The following is a 19,151-nucleotide window of genomic DNA, read 5'->3' on the forward strand; positions in this document are numbered from 1 at the left end:
CGCGGCGTCGCCGCCGTCGTCCTGTTCCGGGCCGGACAGGTCCGGCCCGGGGTCAGCGCACGGTCAACGTGGCCGCCGTGCTGGTCGCACGACCCGCAGCGTTGGTCACGACCACCCGGTACTGGGCTCCGTTCCGGGCCTTGGTGGCCACGACCTGGAGCTTCGTCCCGGTCGCACCCGTGAGCGTGACCCACGAGCTCGCACCGGCCCGGCGCTCGTACCACTGGACCGACGGGGCCGGCGTGCCGGAGACCCGCACCGTGAACGTCGCGACCGAGTCCCGCTGGACCGTGACCGACTGCGGCGCCGTGACCACCTTCGGGGCCACGCGTGCCTTGCGGACCAGCGCGGTCTTGGTCGTCGCCGAGCCCGCGGAGTTCGTGAACACCGCGCGCACCTCGACACCCCCGCTGGTGGCGGGCACCTTGACCGTGAGCGACGTCCCCGTGGCACCGGCGATCGTCTTCCACTGCGAGAACCCGACGCCGCGCTGCTGCCAGCGCACGGACGGGGTCGGGAAGCCCGAGGCCGCCGCCGTGAGCGTGACCTTCGTGCCCGCCTTGGCCGTCGTCACCGACTTCGGGTTCTTCGTGACCTTCGGCGCGTACGGCTTCACCTTGACCGTCGCCGCCGTTGTGGTCGCCGAACCGGCGGTGTTGGTGAACACCGCCCGGTAGGACGCGCCGTGGTTGGCCGCCCCGACGACCACCGCGAGCGAGGTCTTCGTGGCACCCGGGACGACCGCCCAGCTCGTCGTGCCGGCAGCGCGTCGCTGCCACTGGACGGTCGGCGTCGGGGTCCCCGTCGCCGCCGCACGCAGCACCACCGTGGTACCGCGGTCCACCGTCGCCGACGACGGGTTCGTCGTCACCTTCGGCTTGACGGTCGCCGGCGGGACGACCTTCGCCTCCACGAGTCGGCCGACACCCCAGTGGGCGGTGCTCTGGTAGCCCGCACCCGTCGGGTCGGCCCAGTTGGTGATCGCGTGCCGGCTGCCGCTCGCGGCGTCGTTGACCTGGAAGTCCAGGCCGTGGAACGTCCCGAGACCGCCGTACTCGAGGAGGCTGATCGCCGCCTCGACCCGGTAGCCGGTCGCCGTCGGGACGACCGCGCTGGTCAGCCGGTTGCGCTGGAACGGCTCGTCACCCGCGCCGAAGGACACGGCACCGGCCGCGTCGATCCGGATCTGGGTGTCGTCGTACCGGTACGAGCCGTTCTTGACGTTGCCGCCGTCGACGTAGATCTCGACCGAGTCCTTGATCCACGGGTCGCTGCCCGTGGTGTCGACGACCGGGTCTGCGACGTCCGCCAGGACGTACAGCAGGTTGTCCTTCCACAGCGTGCGGAAGGTGCCGATGGCACCGCCGGAGCCCGACGTCGCCTTCAGTGTCTGCACCGAGCTCGCGCCGGCCCAGGCCGCGTCGACCGTGCCGTCGATCGTCGGCGCCGTCGTCGTGGCCGGCACCTCGAGGTACGACAGCTCCTCGACGAGCGACACCGAACCCAGCGAACCCGGCGTGTTCCACGTCGCCCTGTCGTCGCCGTCGACCACCTGCACGTCGAGGTCGACCACATCCCCGCGCTCGGCACCGCTGAGCGGCACCTGCACGACGGCGGTCCAGCCACCCTCGCGCTCGGTCGCCACACCGTCGAGGTCACCCTCGCCGTCACGGCCGAAGCTCACCGCACCCTCGGAGGTCACGAACGTCACCGCGTCGGTCGCGTCCACCGTCGTGTCGTCCACGTCGACGTACGCCGTGAGCCGGTCGGCCGACCAGCGCAGCTGGAACCTCGCGTTCTCACCGACGGTGTGCAGCGGCAGACGCTTCCACTGCGCGGAAGTCGCCGTGTAGTCGCCACCGGCGTCGGCCGCGAACGCGTTCGCGCTGCGGAGCGCCGGCGGCAGGTCGAGGCCGGCGGCACCGTAGAAGGCGTACTTCGCCTTGAAGTAGTCGTCGAACAGCAGCGGCTTGCCGTTGTTCGACGCGCGCCACGACCGGCTGTCGGTCAGGCCCCAGACCGTCACCGAGAACAGGTCCTCGGCGTACTGACGGAACGAGTCGAACGCCGCCTGGTAGTAGTAACCCTGGTCGATGGCCTTGGCCGTGTCCGCCGAGCCGACCGACACGTCGAGCTCGGTGACCGCCTGGAGCAGGTTCGTGCCGTCGGCCTTCTTCATGCCGTCGAAGTCGGCCAGGGCGGCGCCGAGCGTGCTGACCGGCGTCGAGAGGGCGACGTGGAACTGGTGGCCCACGCCGTCGATCGGCACGTCGCGGTCGATCAGGCGCTCGACGAGCGCCCTGTAGCGCCCGCGCTTGCCCGTCTGCTCCGTGTTGTAGTCGTTGATGAACAGCGCGACCGGGTGCTCGACGCCCTCGGCGGCGTACTCGTCGTTGAAGGCCTCGTTCGCGTACTCGAACGCCGAGTCCACGAAGCTCTCACCGAGGATCTGGTACCACGTGGAGCGGCGCATGCCGTCCGCGTACCCGGTGCCGTCGTCGATCACCTCGTTGACGACGTCCCACGCCACCATCGGGTTGGTGTCCGAGCCGAACGGCCCGTACTGCTCCGCGATCGTGCGTGCGACGTTGAAGATGTGGTCCCGCAGCCGCTGACGCATCGCGTCCGGAGCGAGCAGCGCACCCTCGTCGTCCTCGTAGAACCACTGCGGCGTCTGGCCGTGCCAGGCGAGCACGTGGCCGTAGACCCGCAGGTCGTTCTCCTGCGCGAAGTCGAGCAGCGCCTTGGCCTCGGAGTGCATGCGGAACGTGTCCACACCGCCCTCCTCGGCGTACCACGCCTCGACCTTCATGTAGTTCTCGGCCGTGACCTGGTTGAAGTGCTTGAGCAGCAGCTCGGAGGCCGAGCCCGCCATCTCGCGCGAGTCGATCGCCACGCCCACCGGGAACGTCACCGTGTCCTTGAGCGGGGTGAGGTCCTCGATCTGCGACGGCGGCGTCGAGCGCACCAGGATGTCGTCGATGACGAACGTCGAGGTGTTGCCCGCCTCACCCTGCGCCCACGCGGTCTCGAAGTAGAGCTCCGCGGCGTCCGCGAACGCCGGCATGGTGAACGTGCCCGTGAGGTGCACCCACTGGCTCGACGACAGGCCCGTGAACTGCACGAGGTTGGAGAAGCTCTGGGTCTCCCCCGTGAGCGTCCGGGACGACAGCGTCATGTCACCGGGCGCGCCCTCGAACTTGACCCACGCCGAGACGTCGTACGTCGCGCCGGGGGTCGCCTTCTCGGTGACCGGGAACTGCAGGCCCTGGCCCTGTGACGTGCGGTCGGAGACGCGCGCGGCGTAGGTCGACTCGTGCGCGACCTCGTCCTGCACGGCGAGCGTCGCGACACCGTTGCCGTCGTCGCGTGCCGACCAGCCCTGCAGCGTGCCGTCCTCGAAGTCCGACTCGACGAGCGTGACGCCCTTGGGCGCGGCGCCGCCGGCCGGCAGCGTGAACGTCCAGCCGTCGGCGAGGAGCTCGGCGACGACCGTCTTGACCGCGTTGACCCCGGCGGTGCGGTTGCCACCGCCGTCGTGGACCAGGACGATCTCGCCCGGGTTCGAGGTGATCGTGCTGCGCAGCGCGGCCGTGAGCTTGGCCTCGTCACCGGCGTTCTCGGCACCGTCCCAGTCGAAGATCAGGTTCGTCACCGCGAGCGGCTGCATGCCGAGCGCGACCGCGACCTGGTTCGTCTGCCCCCACGCGCCGTTCGGTGCGCGGAAGTAGGGGACCTCGGCGTTCGGGTCACCGAGCGCCGTGCGGATGATCTGCAGGTTCTGCTTGAGCTTGTCAGCGACCTGCTGCTTGCTCAGTGCGTCCATCGAGTCGTAGTCGGTGGAGTGGTTGCACAGCGTGTGGCCGTCGGCGACGATCCGCTTGAGGATGTCGGCGCCGCCCGGGGCCTGGACGTTCTGGCCGATCACGCAGAACGTGGCGTGCACGTCGTTGGCCGCGAGGAAGTCCAGGAGCTCGGTCGTCGCCGCGCCGTTGGGGCCGTCGTCGAACGTGAGCGCGCTCGTCTTCGTCGTGCCGCGCGCGGCCTCGACGGGCGTCGTGACCGGGTTGAGCGCACCACCCTTGACGAAGTCGGGGTCGGTCTCGACGTAGTCGTCGCCAGCCTGCCCGGTGATCAGCACGTCGTCGACGAGGAAGCTCGGGTGAGCCTCGCCGATGTCCTCGGCCTCGAAGTACAGGATGACCGACGTGAGACCCGCCGGGCGCGTGTACGTCCCGGAGAGCTCGACCCACTCCTGGTCGGTCACGTCGGTCGCGGTCGCCACGGTCGCGTAGGAGTCGTCGCCGCCGCTGTTGGTCTGCGCCGTCAGCTTGATCGACGTGGTGCCCGCAGTGCCCGCCGGGAGCTTGACCCAGGCCGACACGGTGGAGGGCGTGCCCTCGACGAGCGTGGACGTCAGCGTCGCCTGAGTCCCCGCCCAGTTCGCGCTGCGCGCGGAGACGGACAGGCTCTTGGCTCCGCCGTGCTTCTCGGTGTCCGTGGCGACAACGGTCGATCCCCGGCCGCCCCACGGGGCGATGGTCGACTCGAAGTCGTTGCTGAGGATGACCGTCGGCTCGCTCGCCGGAACGGGGGTCGCGGTCACGACGACGTCGTCGAGCTGGTAGGTGAACGCCAGCGCGGGCTCCGGCTCCGGGTAGGGGCCCGTGCCGAAGAAGAACGAGGACTGGGCGCCGGTCTCCGGCACCGTGTAGGCCGCGGTGACAGTCGTCCACTCGTCGGTCAACGTGCTGCTCGCCAGCCACTCGTAGGCAGGCTTGGTGACCCAGCGCGCCCCGACGTTGGTGTCGCCGTCGACGATGCGTGCCTCGGCCGAGATGGTCACGACCGTCCCGGGCTCGAGGCCCGCGAGCAGGCCTTCGGGCGTCTCGAGACCGTCGAAGCTGGCCCCGCGGACCACCTGGTAGACCTTGTTGCCGTCGCCGAGGTCGACGTAGGTGCCGTCCGCACCGGACTGCACGAGTCCGCCGGAGGTCCCGTCGTCGAAGTCGGCCGCGAGCAAGGCGGTCGGACCGTCCGCCGCGGTCGCGGCACCCGCGCCCACCACGGCTGTCAGCGGTGCTGCCAGCAGGGCTAGAGCGGCGAGACTCGCCACCCTTCGCCTTCCGCGTACCTGGGAATGAGTAGACATCGACGCTCCTTTGCGTGACGTGGACCGTTCTCGGTGGCGCGAGGCTAGCCCGGTATCGCTCCTGGCGGGGCGATCTTTCGGTAACGATTTCGATACCGTTCCAGGGCGACATGCGCCGCGCTGACATCGACGAGGTCACGAGCACGCGGCCAAGCACGCACAACTCGGCATGTTCCAGGCATGCGTCGCGACCCGACGTGGGTGGCGGGTGCACGAAGAAGCCCCCGATCGGCTGACGGCCGACCGGGGGCTTCGTGGCGATCGAGCGGCGCCAGCCGCGGCGATCTAGAAAGTTTCGATCATGACGACACGCGCTCGAGGACGAGCTCGCGCACGCGGCCCGCGTCGGCCTGGCCACGCGTCGCCTTCATCACCGCACCGATGATCGCGCCGACCGGCCCGAGGTTGCCCGACCGGATCTTCTCGGCGATGTCCGGCTGCGCGGCGAGCGCGGCGTCGATCGCCTCGAGGAGCGGACCGTCGTCGGACACGACCTCGAGCCCGCGCGCGACGACGACCTGCTCCGGGTCGCCCTCCCCCGCCAGCACGCCCTCGAGCACCTGGCGCGCCAGCTTGTCGTTGATCCGTCCGGCGTCGACGAGGGCCTGCAGCGCACCGATCTGCGTGGGCGTGATCGGTAGCTCGGCGAGCTCGACCTCGCGCTCCTTGGCGGTGCGGGCCAGCTCACCCATCCACCACTTGCGCGCCGCGGCCGGTGCCGCGCCGGCCGCCACGGTCGCCTCGATGAGCTCGATCGCACCCGCGTTGACGACGTCGCGCATCTCCGCGTCCGCGAAGCCCCACTCGCCCTGCAGGCGACGACGACGAGCCGCGGGCAGCTCCGGGAGCGCCGCACGGATCTCCTCGACCCACGCCCGGTCCGGCGCGATCGGCACGAGGTCGGGCTCCGGGAAGTACCGGTAGTCCTCGGCGTCGGACTTCACGCGCCCGCTCGTCGTGGTGCCGGTGTCCTCGTGCCAGTGCCGGGTCTCCTGGACGACCGCGCCACCCGCGTCCAGCACCGCGGCCTGCCGGGAGATCTCGTGGCGGACCGCGCGCTCGACCGAGCGGAACGAGTTCACGTTCTTGGTCTCGGTCCGCGTGCCCAGCGGGCTCTGCGGCGTCGGGCGCAGCGAGACGTTGACGTCCGCACGGACGTTGCCGCGCTCCATGCGCGCCTCGGAGACCTCCAGCGCACGGAACAGGTCACGCAGGGTCTGCACGTACGCGCGCGCCACCTCGGGCGCCCGCTCACCCGCACCCGTGATGGGTCGCGTCACGATCTCCACCAGGGGGATGCCCGCGCGGTTGTAGTCGACCAGCGAGTACTCCGCGCCGTGGATGCGGCCCGTGCTGCCGCCGACGTGGGTGTTCTTGCCGGCGTCCTCCTCCATGTGCGCGCGCTCGACCTCGACGCGGAACACCGTGCCGTCCTCGAGCTCGACGTCGACGTGGCCGTCGTACGCGATGGGCTCGTCGTACTGCGACGTCTGGAAGTTCTTCGGGACGTCCGGGTAGAAGTAGTTCTTCCGGGCGAACCGGCAGGTCTGCGCGATCGAGCAGTTGAGTGCGAGCCCGATCCGGATGGCGTACTCGACCGCGGTGCCGTTGACCACCGGCAGGCTGCCCGGCAGGCCCAGCGAGACGGGCGTGACCGACGTGTTCGGCTCCTCGCCGAACCCGGCCGGGGCCGCGTCGAACATCTTCGTGCGTGTGCCGAGCTCGACGTGCACCTCGATCCCGATGACGGGGTCGAAGCGTGCGATCGCGTCGTCGTAGTCGACCAGGTCGACGACTGCGTGGCTCATCGCGCCACCTCCAGCTCCGGGGCCTTGGCCAGCAGCGGGCCGCCCCACTCGTTCTCGAGCAGCGCCTCGAGCGCCGCACCCACCCGGTAGAGGCGGTCGTCGGCCTTGGCCGGTGCGAGCACCTGGAAGCCGACGGGCAGGCCGTCGTCCGACAGGCCCGCGGGCAGCGACAGGCCCGGGACCCCCGCGAGGTTCGCGGGGATCGTCGCGACGTCGTTGAGGTACATCGCCAACGGGTCGTCGAGCTTCTCGCCCAGCTTGAACGCGGTCGTCGGCGCCGTGGGCGAGACGAGCACGTCGGCCTGAGCGAACGCGGCCGCGAAGTCGCGCTGGATCAGCGTGCGCACCTTCTGCGCGCTGCCGTAGTAGGCGTCGTAGTAGCCCGCGGACAGCGCGTACGTGCCGAGGATGATGCGCCGCTTGACCTCGTCGCCGAAGCCCTGGCCGCGGGTCGCCGCCATGACGCGCTCCGCCGTCACCGGTCCCTCGCTGGGTTCGACCCGCAGGCCGAACCGCATGCCGTCGAACTTCGCGAGGTTGCTCGACGCCTCCGCGGGCAGGATCAGGTAGTACGCCGCGAGCGCGTACGTGAAGTGCGGGCAGGAGACCTCGACGACCTCGGCGCCTGCGCGCTGCAGCAGCTCGAGCGACTCGTGGAACCGGGCCAGCACACCCGCCTGGTACCCCTCGCCCTGCAGCTCGGTGATGACGCCCACGCGCACGCCGGACAGGTCGCCCAGCGCACCGAGGCGCGCCGCGCCGACGAGGTCGGGCAGCGGCTCGGCGATCGACGTCGAGTCACGCGGGTCGTGCCCGCCGATGAGCTCGTGCAGCAGCGCCGAGTCGAGCACCGTGCGCGTCACCGGTCCCGCCTGGTCCAGGCTGCTCGCGAGCGCGATCAGCCCGTAGCGGGACACCGAGCCGTACGTGGGCTTGACGCCCACCGTGCCCGTGACCGCGGCCGGCTGGCGGATCGAGCCGCCGGTGTCCGTGCCGATCGCGAGCGGGGCCTCGTACGCGCCCACGGCCGCGGCGCTCCCGCCGCCCGAGCCACCCGGGATCCGGTCCAGGTCCCACGGGTTGTGCGTGTTGCCGTACGCGGAGTGCTCGGTCGACGAGCCCATCGCGAACTCGTCCATGTTCGTCTTGCCGAGGATCGGCAGGCCCGCGGCCTTGATGCGCTCGACCAGCGTCGCGTCGTACGGCGGGACCCAGCCCTCGAGGATCTTCGAGCCCGCGGTCGTCGGGACGCCCTTGGTCACCACGACGTCCTTGACGGCGATCGGCACGCCGGCCAGCGGGTGCAGCTGCTCGCCGTGGGCGCGGCGCGCGTCCACGTCGGCCGCCGTCGCGAGCGCGTCCTCGTCGGACACGTGCAGGAACGCGTGGACCGCGGGCTCGACGGCCGCGATGCGGTCCAGGTGCGCGCGCGTCGCCTCGACGCTCGACACCTCGCCCGCCTGCAGCTTGTCGGCCAGGGCCGCCGCGGAGATCCGGGTCAGGTCGGCGCTCATGCGTCCTCCCCCAGGATCTGCGGGACCAGGAACTTGCCGTCCTGCGCGGCCGGCGCCGCGGCGAGCACCGCGTCACGGTCGACCGGGGGCTCGGGCACGTCGGCTCGGAACACGTTCGTCAGCGGCAGGGGGTGGCTGGTGGCCGGCACGTCCGGCGTGGCGATCTCGCTCACGCGCGCGACCGACTCGACGATGACGTCGAGCTCACCCGCGAGCCGGTCGAGCTCGGCGGGTGTCAGGTCGATCCGGGCCAGCCCCGCCACACGCGCGACCTCGTCGCGAGAGAGGGTGGACATGGCCGAGAGTCTAGTGGGGCCTCACCGTCGGTCGACGGCCGCCTCGATCAGAGACAGCAGCGCGAGGGCGTACGCGTCCTCGGCGCGGTCGGCGGTGAACACCTGCTCCGGGCGCCCTGCCAGCTCGACGAGCACCTGGAAGGAACCGTCGGTCGACCGCGCGAGCGAGCGGAACGTGCCGCCGAGCAGGTCACGCAGCTGGTCCTCGCGCGGCAGCCAGACCGCGTCCTGCAGCGACACCGAGTCGAGCGCCCACTCGGTGGTGCCGTTGAACCCCAGCACCGTGCCCGTCGGGTAGTCGTGCGCCTGGATGGTCATGTCGCTCACCGTGAAGATCTCGTCCACGCCGTCGACGAGCACGCCGAACCGGTCACCCGACGCCGGGTGCCAGTGCAGGCCGGTGCCCCGCAGGCGCAGGGCGAGCTCACGTGTGATCACGCGCCCAGTATCGACCTGACCGGGACCATGTGCCCGAGCGACGCGGCGCACTGGCGGCGATGCTCGCAGGCGTGCGTCGCACCCCCGTCTACTACTACTCGTCCTCCAGCGGCCTCGTCGCCACGTTCGCCGAGCGGCTCGAGCGACCAGCGTTCAACCTCGCCGAGCGCGAGCACCGGCTGAGCGAGGTCGACGGGCCGTGGGTGCTGCTCACCCCGTCGTACAAGACCGGGAACGACGCGAACGACACCATCCCCGAGGCCGTGCGCCGATTCCTGCGCTCCGAGCGCAACCGCCGTGCGCTCGTCGGTGTCATGGGTTCGGGAAACCGCAACTTCGGCCGGTACTACCAGAAGGCCGCGCGCGAGATCGCGCAGCGCTCCGGGCGGCCGATCCTCTTCGAGTTCGAGCTCGCCGGCACGCCCTGGGACGTCGAGGAGTGCCGACGCATCCTCGACGAGCTCGACGAGGGGCTCGCCCGCCGCACGGGCTGAGCCCCTCGTCGCTCGTCCGGTCAGGCTCCGTTGCTGCTGCTGCCCGCGTGCGTGCTGAGCACGCCCGAGGCGATGCCGCCCGCCGCGCCCGAGAGCACCGAGGCGATGTCGATGCCCGTGAGCGACTTGACCACCTCCTGGCCCTCGCCCAGCACCTGCCCGACGGTCTTCGTGACCGCCGAGGCGCCGTCGGTGGAGACGACCGTGAGCTGCTTGATCGCCGAGATCGGGTCGGCCGCAGCCTTGACGATCTCGGGCAGGACCGCGATGACCTGCTGGGCGAGGATCGCCTCGCCCTGCTCGCGCAGCGCCTCGGCCTGGGCCTTGGTCGCCTCGGCCGTCGCCAGACCCTCGGCCTTCGCCGCCGCGGCGCGCGCCAGACCGAGCGCCTCGAGCGCCTGCGCCTCGGCGAGCTGACGGTCGCGCTCGGCGTTGCCCGCGCGGATCGTGGCCTGCGCGGCTGCCTCGGCGTCGTTGACCGCCGCGACCTTGTTCGCCTCGGCGATGCGCGTGCGCTTGAACGCGTCCGCCTCGGTCGCCGCGTTGGCCGCGTCGCGCTCACCCGCCGCCTGCTGGACCGCGGCGTACGCCGCCGCCTCGGCCGGCTTGCGCACGTCGATGTCGAGCTGCTCCTCCGTGACCTTCGCCTTCTCCGCGAGCGCCGCGCGCTCCTCGAGCGCGACCAGCTTGTCCTGCTCGGCCCGCGCGAGCCGGCCGGCCGCGTCGGCCTCGGCGTTGGCGCGGTCCGTCTCGGCCTTGATCGTCGCCTGCTTCAGAGCGAGGTCGCGCTGACGCTCGGCGATCGCCTCGGCCGCGACGATCTTCGCGAACTCGGAGACCTGCTGCGCCTCGGCCTCCTTGACCTCGGCGACCTGGCGGGCACGCGCCGCCTCGGCACGACCGAGGTTGGCGAGGTAGTCCGAGCCCGGCGTCGAGATGTCGGAGATGTTGAGCAGGTCGACCTGCAGGCCCTGCTCCGCGAGGTCGGTCTTGGTCGAGGCGACCACACCGTCCTGCAGCGACTTGCGGTCGCTGATGATCTGCTCGATCGTCATGTCGCCGATGATCGAGCGCAGCGAGCCCTCGAGCGACTCCTTGATCACGTCGGTCAGCGTCGCCTGCTGCGACAGGAAGCGCTGCGCCGCGCGACGCACGCCCTCCTCGTCGCCCCGGACCTTGAAGTTGATGGACGCCTTGATGGCGAGCTTGATGCGGTTCTTGTCGACGCCCTCGACCGTGATGCCGATCTGACGCTGCTCGAGCGAGATCGGGAACCCCTGCTGCAGCACGGGCCAGATGAAGACGCGACCGCCGACGACGACGCGCTGGCCACCGTCTCCCGCGTTCTTGCCGGCTCCGCGACCGACGATGACGAGCGCCTCGTTCGGCGGCACGCGACGGATGCGCTTGGTGACGAGGGCGATGACCGCGAAGAACGCGATGACGAGAGCGAGCACGGCGATGACCGCCGAGCCGTCCTGCATGAAGTCGGGCATGGTGTCCGGGTCGCCCCGGGCTCCTTCCTGTCCTGCCACGGCAACCCCGTGGGTGGGTGGGTTCGGTCGATGACTCGATGGCGAGACGTGCCGGTGGGGCAGCGTCCCGGTGGTGCGATGGACCCGGCCGCGGGCGGCGTCAGGCCCGCGTCACGTGCACGCGAGATCCGGACACACCCACGACGACGACGCGCGTGCCCGCCTCGAGCGGCTCGTCGGCCCAGGCCAGACGACTCTCCAGGTCACGTACGCCCTCGAGCCGTACCTCGCCGCCCTCAGGGCCCGTGGTCGCCGTGAGCACTCCGTACGCCCCCTCGAGCGGGGGCGGTGGGGCGTCCTCGGAGTCCGCGAGCCGGTTGACGATGAGCTGGGCGACGAGACCGGCCGCGATCGCGAACGCGACCGCGATGACGTACGCCCAGATCACGTCGAGGTCCGAGGACAGCGCAAGGACGCCCGAGGCGCCGAACACCACGGCGCCGATCCCGACGGCCAGCCCGGAGATGCCGCCGTCGCCGATCTCGAACGACTCGAAGACCTCGCCCACGACGAGCGAGAGCACGAGCAGCACCAGACCGATGGCGCCGACCACGAAGAAGACCGTCACGACTGTCCCTTTCCTGCTTGTCAGACCCCTGGGGCGCCGGCGAATGCCAAGACCACCCCTGACGTGAGTAACGGAGCAGTATGGCAGAGCCGGTGCCGACGCCGTGGGCGGTCTGTGGATCGACTTCTCGGAGCGGACCAGCGCGCCGCCGGGCGGCCGGCCGCGCCACGGGTCATGCCTGCAGGGCGCGGGTACCCCGAGCGCCACCGCTCACGCCATGGTGCTCGGCTGTTCGCGGTAGCGATAGGAGTCGACGGGCACGAAGCCCAGGGCGTCGTACAGGGCACGCGCCCCGGCGTTGCTGCGCTCGACCTGGAGGAACGTGCGCGTGACACCGTGCTCACGCGCGAGGCGCACGCCGTCGGCGGTGAGCGCACGCCCGATCCCACGCCGGCGCGCACCGGGTGCCACCGCGAGGCACGAGAGGGCCGCCCAGCCGTCGGCCCGCGCGACCCTGATCACCCCGACGACCTCCTCGCCCTGCCGCGCAGTGAGGTGCCACGCGTCGCCACCCGCGAGGATCGCGCTGAGGACCTCCCGGTGCCGGCCCGCGCTCTTGACCGCGAGGTAGGCGTCCAGCCAGTCCTCGTCGGGCTCGCGCGCGACGGTCACGGCCAGCGCCGACCGAGCCCCGGCGTCCGCGTCCCGGCCGTCACGGTCCTGCCCGCGCGCGAGGACGTCCGTCACGGCGCGCGTCGTCCAGCCACGACGGTCGAGCTCGGCGTCGACCACCCGGTCCAGCGCGCTCATGCCCGTGCGCATCACCGCCGGCAGCCCTTCGCCCGCGAAGAGCGCCTCGACCTCGTCGACAGCGCGCAACACGTCGGCCGGAGCCTGCAGCGCGACCGCACTGTTCGCGCGCCGCGTGACGCCACGGGACAGGCCCACGCGCCATCCGTCGGACGTCGTCGCCGTGCGCAGCGGTGGCCAGCACGCCATCTCGGTCGTGGCGCCGGGCGGCCCGGGCGACGTCAGGGTCGGCGCGGTCACGCGAGTGCCTCCGGCCCGTCGGTGAGCAGACGCCCGAACCCGGCCTCGTCGAGGATCGTGAGCCCGAGCTCGCGCGCCTTGGTCTCCTTGGACCCCGCGTTCTCGCCGACGACCACGAAGTCGGTCTTCTTCGAGACCGACCCCGACGCCTTGCCGCCGCGCGCGAGGATCGCCTCCTTGGCCTCGTCGCGCGAGAAGCGCTCGAGGCTCCCGGTGACGACGACCGTCAGGCCCTCGAGCGTGCGGGGCGCGCCCTCGACCGCCTCGTCGGCCATCACGACGCCCGCCGCCTGCCAGCGGTCGACGATCTGGGCGTGCCACGGCGTTGCGAACCAGTCGACGAGCGACGCGGCGGTCGTGGGCCCCACGCCGTCGACCGCGGCGAGGCGCTCGGCCGCCGCCGCCGGGTCGCCCTCGAGCACCTCGCGCAGCGCGGCCATCGAGCCGAACTCCTGAGCGAGCGCACGAGCGGCCGTCGGGCCGACGTTGCGGATGCTCAGCGCCACGATGACGCGCCACAGCTCCTTGCCCTTGGCCAGGTCGAGCTGGTCGAGCAGCGTGCGCGCCGCCTCGGACGGCTCCCAGTCGCGCAGCTCGCGACCCTCGGCGTCGGCCCGCGCGCGCTGCGCCTTGGTCCACGTCAGGCGCCTGCGGAACGGCGTGCGGCGCCGCACGTTGCCGTCCTCGTCCTCGCGCGGCAGGCCCGTCTCCGGGTCCCGCACCACGACCTCGATCTCGGCGAGGCGGGCCAGGCTCTCCGCCCGCACGCGATCCCGCACCTCGTCGGGCGCGTCCGCCGGGTACCCGACCAGGTCGAACAGGTCGGCCTCCGTGCGCAGCGGGGGTGTCGTCGGGACGTCCGGCTGGGTGAGGGCCGCGGCCGTGACCTCACCGAGCGCCTCGATGTCGAGGGCACCCCGGGAGCCGATGTGGTCGACGCGGCCCAGCACCTGCGCCGGGCAGGTCTCGGCGTTCGGGCACCGCAGGTCCACGTCGCCCTCGCGCATCGGGCGCAACGGCGTGCCGCACGCCGGGCAGTCGCTCGGCATCTGCCACTCGACGCGTGGCACGTCGTCACCCGGCGCGCGCGGCGCAGGGCCGACGATCTCCGGGATCACGTCACCTGCCTTGCGCAGCACGACCATGTCCCCGATGCGCACGCCCTTGACCTTGACCACGTCCTGGTTGTGCAGCGTGGCCTGGCGCACGGTCGAGCCGGCGACGACGACGGGCTCCATCACCGCGAACGGCGTCGCTCGCCCGGTGCGCCCGATCCCCACCTCGATCGCCAGCAGGCGGGTGTTGACCTCCTCGGGCGGGTACTTGTACGCGATCGCCCAGCGCGGCGCACGGCTCGTCGCCCCGAGCCGACGCTGCAGCGTGATCTCGTCGACCTTGACGACGATGCCGTCGATCTCGTGCTCGACGTCGTGCCGGTGCTCGCCGTAGTACGCGATCATCTCCCGCACGCCGTCGAGGCCCTGCACGACGCGCGTGTGGGACGACGTCGGCACGCCCCAGCCGCTCAGCAGGTCGTACACCTGCGACTGGCGAAGCACGTCGGCCGGGCGCGTGCCCTGCGCCCAGCGCAGCGCGCCGATGCCGTGCGCGTACATCCGCAACGGGCGCGACGCGGTGACCCGCGGGTCCTTCTGCCGCAGCGAGCCCGCCGCCGCGTTCCGCGGGTTGGCGAACGGGGGCTTGCCCGCCGCGACCTGCGCGGCGTTGAGCTCGGCGAAGGCCTCGACCGGCAGGAACACCTCGCCGCGGATCTCGATGAGCTCCGGATGAGCGGCGGGATCACCCGCCAGGACGTCCGGGATGGTCGTGATCGTGCGGACGTTGAGCGTCACGTCCTCGCCCGTGCGCCCGTCACCGCGCGTCGCGGCGCGCACCAGGCGGCCCTTCTCGTACAGCAGGGCGATCGCCAGGCCGTCGATCTTGAGCTCGCACAGGTAGTGCGGCGGCTCGTCGGTCTCGAGGTCGCGCTGCACGCGCTCGGCCCAGGCGTGGACGTCCTCGTCGGAGAACGCGTTGTCGAGCGAGAGCATGCGCTCGACGTGGTCGACCGACGCGAACTCGGTCGAGAACGTCCCGCCGACCATCTGCGTCGGGGAGTCGGGCGTGCGCAGGCCGGGGTGTGCGTCCTCGAGCTCCGCGAGCTCGCGCATCCGCGCGTCGTACTCGGCGTCCGACGACGACGGGGCGTCCCGCACGTAGTACGCGAACTGGTCGGCGCGTACCCGCTCCGCGAGCTCGTCCCACCGGTGCCGGGCCTCTGCGGGCACCGCGTCCGGTGGCGGCTCGTGCGGCGGCACAGTGGTGTCGGTCGTCTCGGCGGGCTGCGCGTCGGTCACGCGCCCATTGTCGCCGTCCCCACCGACACGCGGCACCTCGCGCCGCACCTGTGGACGCGCGGGGGTCAGCGACGCAGACGCGGTGCGGCCAGCACGCCCACGCACGTCCCGGCGCCGCCGAGGAACAGCACGGCACCCGTCCAGAACATCGCCGCCGAGGGCTCCGCGACGACCACGGTCTCGCTCGCGCCGCCGTCGGGCTGCCACGTGCACGTCGTCTTCGGGGGGAGCACGTGGTTGTCGACCGACGCACCCTCGACCTCGTCGCTCACGGCGACCAGGCACGGCACGTTCCCGAGCCCCGACGCCTCGATCGACTGCGCGCCGAGCGTCACGAGCGTGATCAGGAGCAGCACGATCCCGGCGATCGCGGCGCCGCTCGCGAGGAGCAGCGTGCCCGGGTGCTTCAGGTCCAGCCGGAGCGCCGCCGCCCCGCCGAGCCTGCCCCTGCGCGTACCGTCACGTCGCTCGCTCACGCCTCACCCCGTTCGTCGCGCGTCTCTCGCGCCGCAGCAGCCTACGTCCCACCGGCGCTCACCCGTGCGCGCTCACCCGTGCGCCCGTCACCCGTGCACGGCCTCCGCGACGACCCGCGCCGCACGGACCGCTCCCGCGAGCGCGCCGCGCGCGTCGTCGGCTCCCCCGGGCTGGTCCCCCACGAGCAGCACCACGTCGTCGAGCCCCGCGGCGGGCAGTCCCACGGAGCGCCACGGCCCCGTCACCGAGCGCGCCTGCCCGACGGCGTCCGGTCCCGCGCACTGCGACGAGCGCTGCGGCGGGACGTGCGCCCAGAGCTGCAGCCCGGCCTCGACGGCCTCGGCGACCCGCTCCCACCCGCGCTCGCCCAAGGGCTCGACCTCGAGCGCGATCCCGTCGGCGCCCGTCGCGCGGATCGCGGGGACCGTGGTCCATGCGGCGCCGCCGTGCACGACCGCGCGCGCCCCGGCCCCGCGCGCCGCGGACACGACCGAGCCGATCCGCTCGGCGGCCGACGGACCAGGCACCGCGCGCAGCCGCGCATACCCGGAGAACGAGGGCAGCACGCCCGCGACCGCCTGCGCGAGCATCGGCTCGTGCAGCAGCACGACCGGCTCGGCACCCGGCACCGCACGCGCGATCGCGGCGAGGTGCTCGACGAGCCCCGCGGCCAGCGAGTCGGCGAGGTCGCGCAGCGCGCCGGGGTCCGCGAGAGCGCGGTCGCCGCGCGCCAGGTAGACCGACGCGGCGAGCGTGACCGGGCCCAGCACCGGCACGACGAGCGGCCCGACGTACCCGTGGCCCGCGACCGCGAGCGCGTCGAGGTCCTCACGTGCGAGCGCCCGCGTGCGCGTGAGGTCGCTCCCGGGCCGGTCGGCGAGCTTCCAGCCGTGCGGGCCCAGCTCGGCCGGCAGCTCGACGAGCAGGCCGAGCGCACGTCCGACGAGCGTGGCCCCCGGCCCGCGCGCGGGCAGGTGCACCTCGAACGGCAGCCCCTGCACCTCCGACGGGGTGTCGACCAGGTCGCCCACCACGACCGTCTGCGCCTCGAGCACGTCCTGGCCGGGCCAGCCCCCGGTGCCGCTGACCCCGATCACGCGGTGTCCACGGCGGCGGAGCCCGCCAGCACGTGCGAGGTCCGCTCGGCCCCGGTCACGGTCGCCTGGCCGAGCACGCGCGTGCCGTCGTACACGACGACCGACTGGCCCGCCGCCACGCCGCGCAGCGGTGCGCGCAGCGCCACGCTCAGCCGGTCGGGCTCGGCGAGCTCGAACGCGGCCGGCACCGGGGCGCCGTGCGCGCGCACCTGCACGCTCAGCGCGGCCGCTGCCCACCGCGCCGGATCCCGCGCCACGTCGTCGTACCAGACGGCCCGATCCGCGTGCACGAGGTCCACGACGAGCTCGTCGGACGAGCCGACGACCACGCGGTTGCGCACGGGCTCGACCGCGAGCACGTACCGCGGCCTGCCGTCGGGCGCGGGACGGCCCAGCGCGAGCCCGCGCCGCTGACCGACCGTGTACGCGTACGCGCCGTCGTGCGTCCCGACGACCGCTCCTGAGGAGTCCACGACCTCACCGGGCTGCGCACCGAGCCGGTCACGCAGGAACCCCTGCGTGTCGCCGTCCGCGACGAAGCAGATGTCGTAGGAGTCCGGCTTGGCCGAGACAGACAGCCCGCGCGCGGCCGCCTCGCGGCGCGTCTCCTCCTTCGAGGCGACGTCCCCGAGCGGGAACATCGACCGCGCGAGGCGCTCGGGGCCCATCACCGCGAGCACGTACGACTGGTCCTTGGCGGCGTCGAGCGCTCGGTGCAGCTCACGCGTGCCGTCGGGCCGTTCGACGGCGCGCGCGTAGTGCCCGGTGCACACCGCGTCGAAGCCCAGCGCGAGCGCCTTGTCGAGCAACGTCGCGAACTTGATGTGCTCGTTGCACCGCACGCACGGGTTCGGCGTGCGACCCGCGGCGTACTCGGAGAGGAAGTCGGCGACGACCGTCTCCTCGAACCGCTCCGACAGGTCCCACACGTAGTACGGGATGCCGAGCACGTCCGCGGCGCGCCGCGCGTCCCCCGCGTCCTCGATCGAGCAGCACCCCCGCGACCCGGTGCGGAACTGGTCGCGCGTGCGCGACAGCGCCATGTGCACCCCGACGACCTCGTGGCCCGCGTCGACCGCGCGCGCCGCGGCCACGGCCGAGTCGACCCCGCCGGACAGGGCGGCCAGCACGCGCACTCAGGCCACCCCCACCCGCGCGGACGACGAGCCCGCGAGACCCGCGGCGCGCGCCCGCTCGAGCACCGCCGGCAGGGCGGTGAGCAGCGCCGCGACGTCGTCGGACGTCGAGGTGTGCCCGAGCGAGAACCGCAGCGCCCCACGCGCGTCGTCCTCGTCGACACCCATCGCGAGCAGCACGTGCGACGGCCGCGGGACTCCCGCCTGGCACGCCGAGCCCGTCGAGGCCTCGACGCCCGCCGAGTCCAGGAGGTACAGCAGCGAGTCGCCCTCGCAGCCCGGGAACGTGAAGTGCGCGTTCGCCGGCAACCGCCGCTCGGTGTCGGCGGGGCCGCGCAGCACCGCGGTCGGGTCGATCGCGCGCACCCCGGCGACGAGCGTGTCGCGCAGCGCGGCCACGCGCGGCGCGTGCGTGGGACGGGCCGCGACGGCCTCGTCGACCGCGGTCGCGAACGACGCGAGCAGCGCGGCGTCGAGCGTCCCGGACCGCACGCCGCGCTCCTGGCCGCCGCCGTGCTGCACGGGTGTCAGCTCGAGCCCGCGCCGCGCGAGGAGCGCCCCCGTGCCGCCCGGGCCGCCGAGCTTGTGCCCGGAGACCGTCATCGCGTCGAGCCCGCTCGCCGCGAAGTCCACGGGCACCTGGCCGACGGCCTGCACGGCGTCGGCGTGCACCGGTACGCCGTGGCGCCGCGCGAGCGCGACGACGTCGGCGAGCGGCTGCAGCGTGCCCACCTCGTTGTTGGCCCACATCACCGAGAGCAGCGCGGCGTGCTCGCCGTTCGCCTCGAGCTCGGCGCGCAGCGCGTCGACCTCGAGCACGCCGTCCGAGTCGACGGGGAGCAGCACGAGCTCGGCGCCCGCATGCTCGGCCATCCAGAAGGCCGGGTCGAGCACGGCGTGGTGCTCGACCGCGGAGACGAGGATGCGCCGCCGTCCCGGGTCGTGCGTGCGCCGTGCCCAGAACAGCCCCTTGATCGCGAGGTTGTCCGCCTCGGTCCCACCGGACGTCCACAGCACCTCGCTCGGACGCGCGCCGAGCGCCGCCGCGAACCGCTCGCGTGCTTCCTCGACCACGCGTCGCGCGGCCCGTCCGGAGGCGTGCAGGGACGACGGGTTACCGGTCCGGGTGAGCTCGGACTCGAGCACCCGGACCGCCGCGGGGAGCATGGGCGTGGTCGCCGCGTGGTCGAGATACGACGCGGCAGCCGCCGCCGGGCGAGCAGTCACCCCACGAGTCTACGAACGGCCGCGCCGCGGGTGGTCCGCGCGCACCTGGACATCCCGCGCAC

General features: G+C 72.9%; 14 protein-coding genes. 1 reads left to right on the forward strand and 13 read right to left on the reverse strand.

Translation table 11 applies throughout. The annotated features are described in order from the left end of the window. Positions 1-52: 52 nt before the first annotated feature. The 5 genes from CGE01nite_RS11330 to CGE01nite_RS11350 all read right to left on the reverse strand — a co-directional run bounded on the left by CGE01nite_RS11330 (position 53) and on the right by CGE01nite_RS11350 (position 9,208). Complete coding sequence (locus tag CGE01nite_RS11330) at positions 53-5,116, reverse strand: endo-1,4-beta-xylanase (RefSeq protein ID WP_170210952.1); 5,064 nt, start codon at positions 5,114-5,116, stop codon at positions 53-55. Positions 5,117-5,451: 335 nt separating this feature from the next. After that, entirely contained in the window at positions 5,452-6,960 is a 1,509-nt protein-coding gene (gatB, locus tag CGE01nite_RS11335) for an Asp-tRNA(Asn)/Glu-tRNA(Gln) amidotransferase subunit GatB (RefSeq protein ID WP_141371024.1), read from the reverse strand. Next, positions 6,957-8,474 (reverse strand): Asp-tRNA(Asn)/Glu-tRNA(Gln) amidotransferase subunit GatA, encoded by a 1,518-nt coding sequence (gene gatA, locus CGE01nite_RS11340; RefSeq protein WP_141371027.1) that lies wholly within the window; start codon positions 8,472-8,474, stop codon positions 6,957-6,959. Before gatA ends, gatB begins: the two co-directional genes overlap by 4 nt. Next, positions 8,471-8,770 (reverse strand): Asp-tRNA(Asn)/Glu-tRNA(Gln) amidotransferase subunit GatC, encoded by a 300-nt coding sequence (gatC, locus tag CGE01nite_RS11345; RefSeq protein WP_048343778.1) that lies wholly within the window; start codon positions 8,768-8,770, stop codon positions 8,471-8,473. The genes gatA and gatC overlap by 4 nt, the downstream gene beginning before the upstream one ends. A gap of 21 nt (positions 8,771-8,791) precedes the next feature. Continuing rightward, positions 8,792-9,208, reverse strand: a complete 417-nt coding sequence (locus CGE01nite_RS11350) for a pilus assembly protein CpaE (RefSeq protein WP_141371029.1) — start codon at positions 9,206-9,208, stop codon at positions 8,792-8,794. A 71-nt stretch (positions 9,209-9,279) separates the two neighbouring features. Between CGE01nite_RS11350 and nrdI the strand changes: the two genes are divergently transcribed. Continuing rightward, a complete protein-coding gene (gene nrdI, locus CGE01nite_RS11355; RefSeq protein WP_141371031.1) occupies positions 9,280-9,702 on the forward strand; it encodes a class Ib ribonucleoside-diphosphate reductase assembly flavoprotein NrdI in 423 nt (140 codons plus the stop codon). A gap of 20 nt (positions 9,703-9,722) precedes the next feature. On the opposite strand, the gene CGE01nite_RS11360 is transcribed toward nrdI, so the two are convergent. The 8 genes from CGE01nite_RS11360 to CGE01nite_RS11395 all read right to left on the reverse strand — a co-directional run bounded on the left by CGE01nite_RS11360 (position 9,723) and on the right by CGE01nite_RS11395 (position 19,089). Next, the gene (locus CGE01nite_RS11360) at positions 9,723-11,186 is read right to left on the reverse strand and encodes a flotillin family protein (protein ID WP_053071737.1); all 1,464 of its coding nucleotides are present in this window, start codon (positions 11,184-11,186) and stop codon (positions 9,723-9,725) included. A 151-nt stretch (positions 11,187-11,337) separates the two neighbouring features. After that, on the reverse strand, positions 11,338-11,805 hold the full coding sequence (locus tag CGE01nite_RS11365; protein WP_048343775.1) for an NfeD C-terminal domain-containing protein: 468 nt from the start codon (positions 11,803-11,805) through the stop codon (positions 11,338-11,340). Between the two features lie 210 nt (positions 11,806-12,015). Further along, entirely contained in the window at positions 12,016-12,795 is a 780-nt protein-coding gene (locus CGE01nite_RS11370; protein WP_141371033.1) for a GNAT family N-acetyltransferase, read from the reverse strand. Next, a complete protein-coding gene (ligA, locus tag CGE01nite_RS11375; RefSeq protein WP_141371054.1) occupies positions 12,792-15,113 on the reverse strand; it encodes an NAD-dependent DNA ligase LigA in 2,322 nt (773 codons plus the stop codon). Before ligA ends, CGE01nite_RS11370 begins: the two co-directional genes overlap by 4 nt. Positions 15,114-15,217: 104 nt before the next feature. After that, positions 15,218-15,628 (reverse strand): hypothetical protein, encoded by a 411-nt coding sequence (locus CGE01nite_RS11380; RefSeq protein WP_141371034.1) that lies wholly within the window; start codon positions 15,626-15,628, stop codon positions 15,218-15,220. 87 nt (positions 15,629-15,715) lie between these two features. Then, the gene (locus tag CGE01nite_RS11385; RefSeq protein ID WP_141371036.1) at positions 15,716-16,726 is read right to left on the reverse strand and encodes a uroporphyrinogen decarboxylase/cobalamine-independent methonine synthase family protein; all 1,011 of its coding nucleotides are present in this window, start codon (positions 16,724-16,726) and stop codon (positions 15,716-15,718) included. Further along, a complete protein-coding gene (gene mnmA, locus CGE01nite_RS11390) occupies positions 16,723-17,862 on the reverse strand; it encodes a tRNA 2-thiouridine(34) synthase MnmA (protein WP_141371038.1) in 1,140 nt (379 codons plus the stop codon). The genes CGE01nite_RS11385 and mnmA overlap by 4 nt, the downstream gene beginning before the upstream one ends. Further along, positions 17,863-19,089: a cysteine desulfurase family protein gene (locus CGE01nite_RS11395; protein ID WP_255318504.1), complete on the reverse strand. Its 1,227-nt coding sequence runs from the start codon at positions 19,087-19,089 to the stop codon at positions 17,863-17,865. Positions 19,090-19,151 lie beyond the last annotated feature (62 nt).

This window comes from Cellulomonas gelida (assembly GCF_006538725.1).
Taxonomy (GTDB): Bacteria; Actinomycetota; Actinomycetes; order Actinomycetales; family Cellulomonadaceae; genus Cellulomonas; species Cellulomonas gelida.

Excerpts from the sequence above, each read along its gene's own strand:
- gatB (WP_141371024.1), bottom strand. The coding sequence starts at position 6,960 with ATGAGCCACGCAGTCGTCGACCTGGTCGACTACGACGACGCGATCGCA.
- gatA (WP_141371027.1), bottom strand. The coding sequence starts at position 8,474 with ATGAGCGCCGACCTGACCCGGATCTCCGCGGCGGCCCTGGCCGACAAG.
- CGE01nite_RS11360 (WP_053071737.1), bottom strand. The coding sequence starts at position 11,186 with ATGCAGGACGGCTCGGCGGTCATCGCCGTGCTCGCTCTCGTCATCGCG.
- gatC (WP_048343778.1), bottom strand. The coding sequence starts at position 8,770 with ATGTCCACCCTCTCTCGCGACGAGGTCGCGCGTGTGGCGGGGCTGGCC.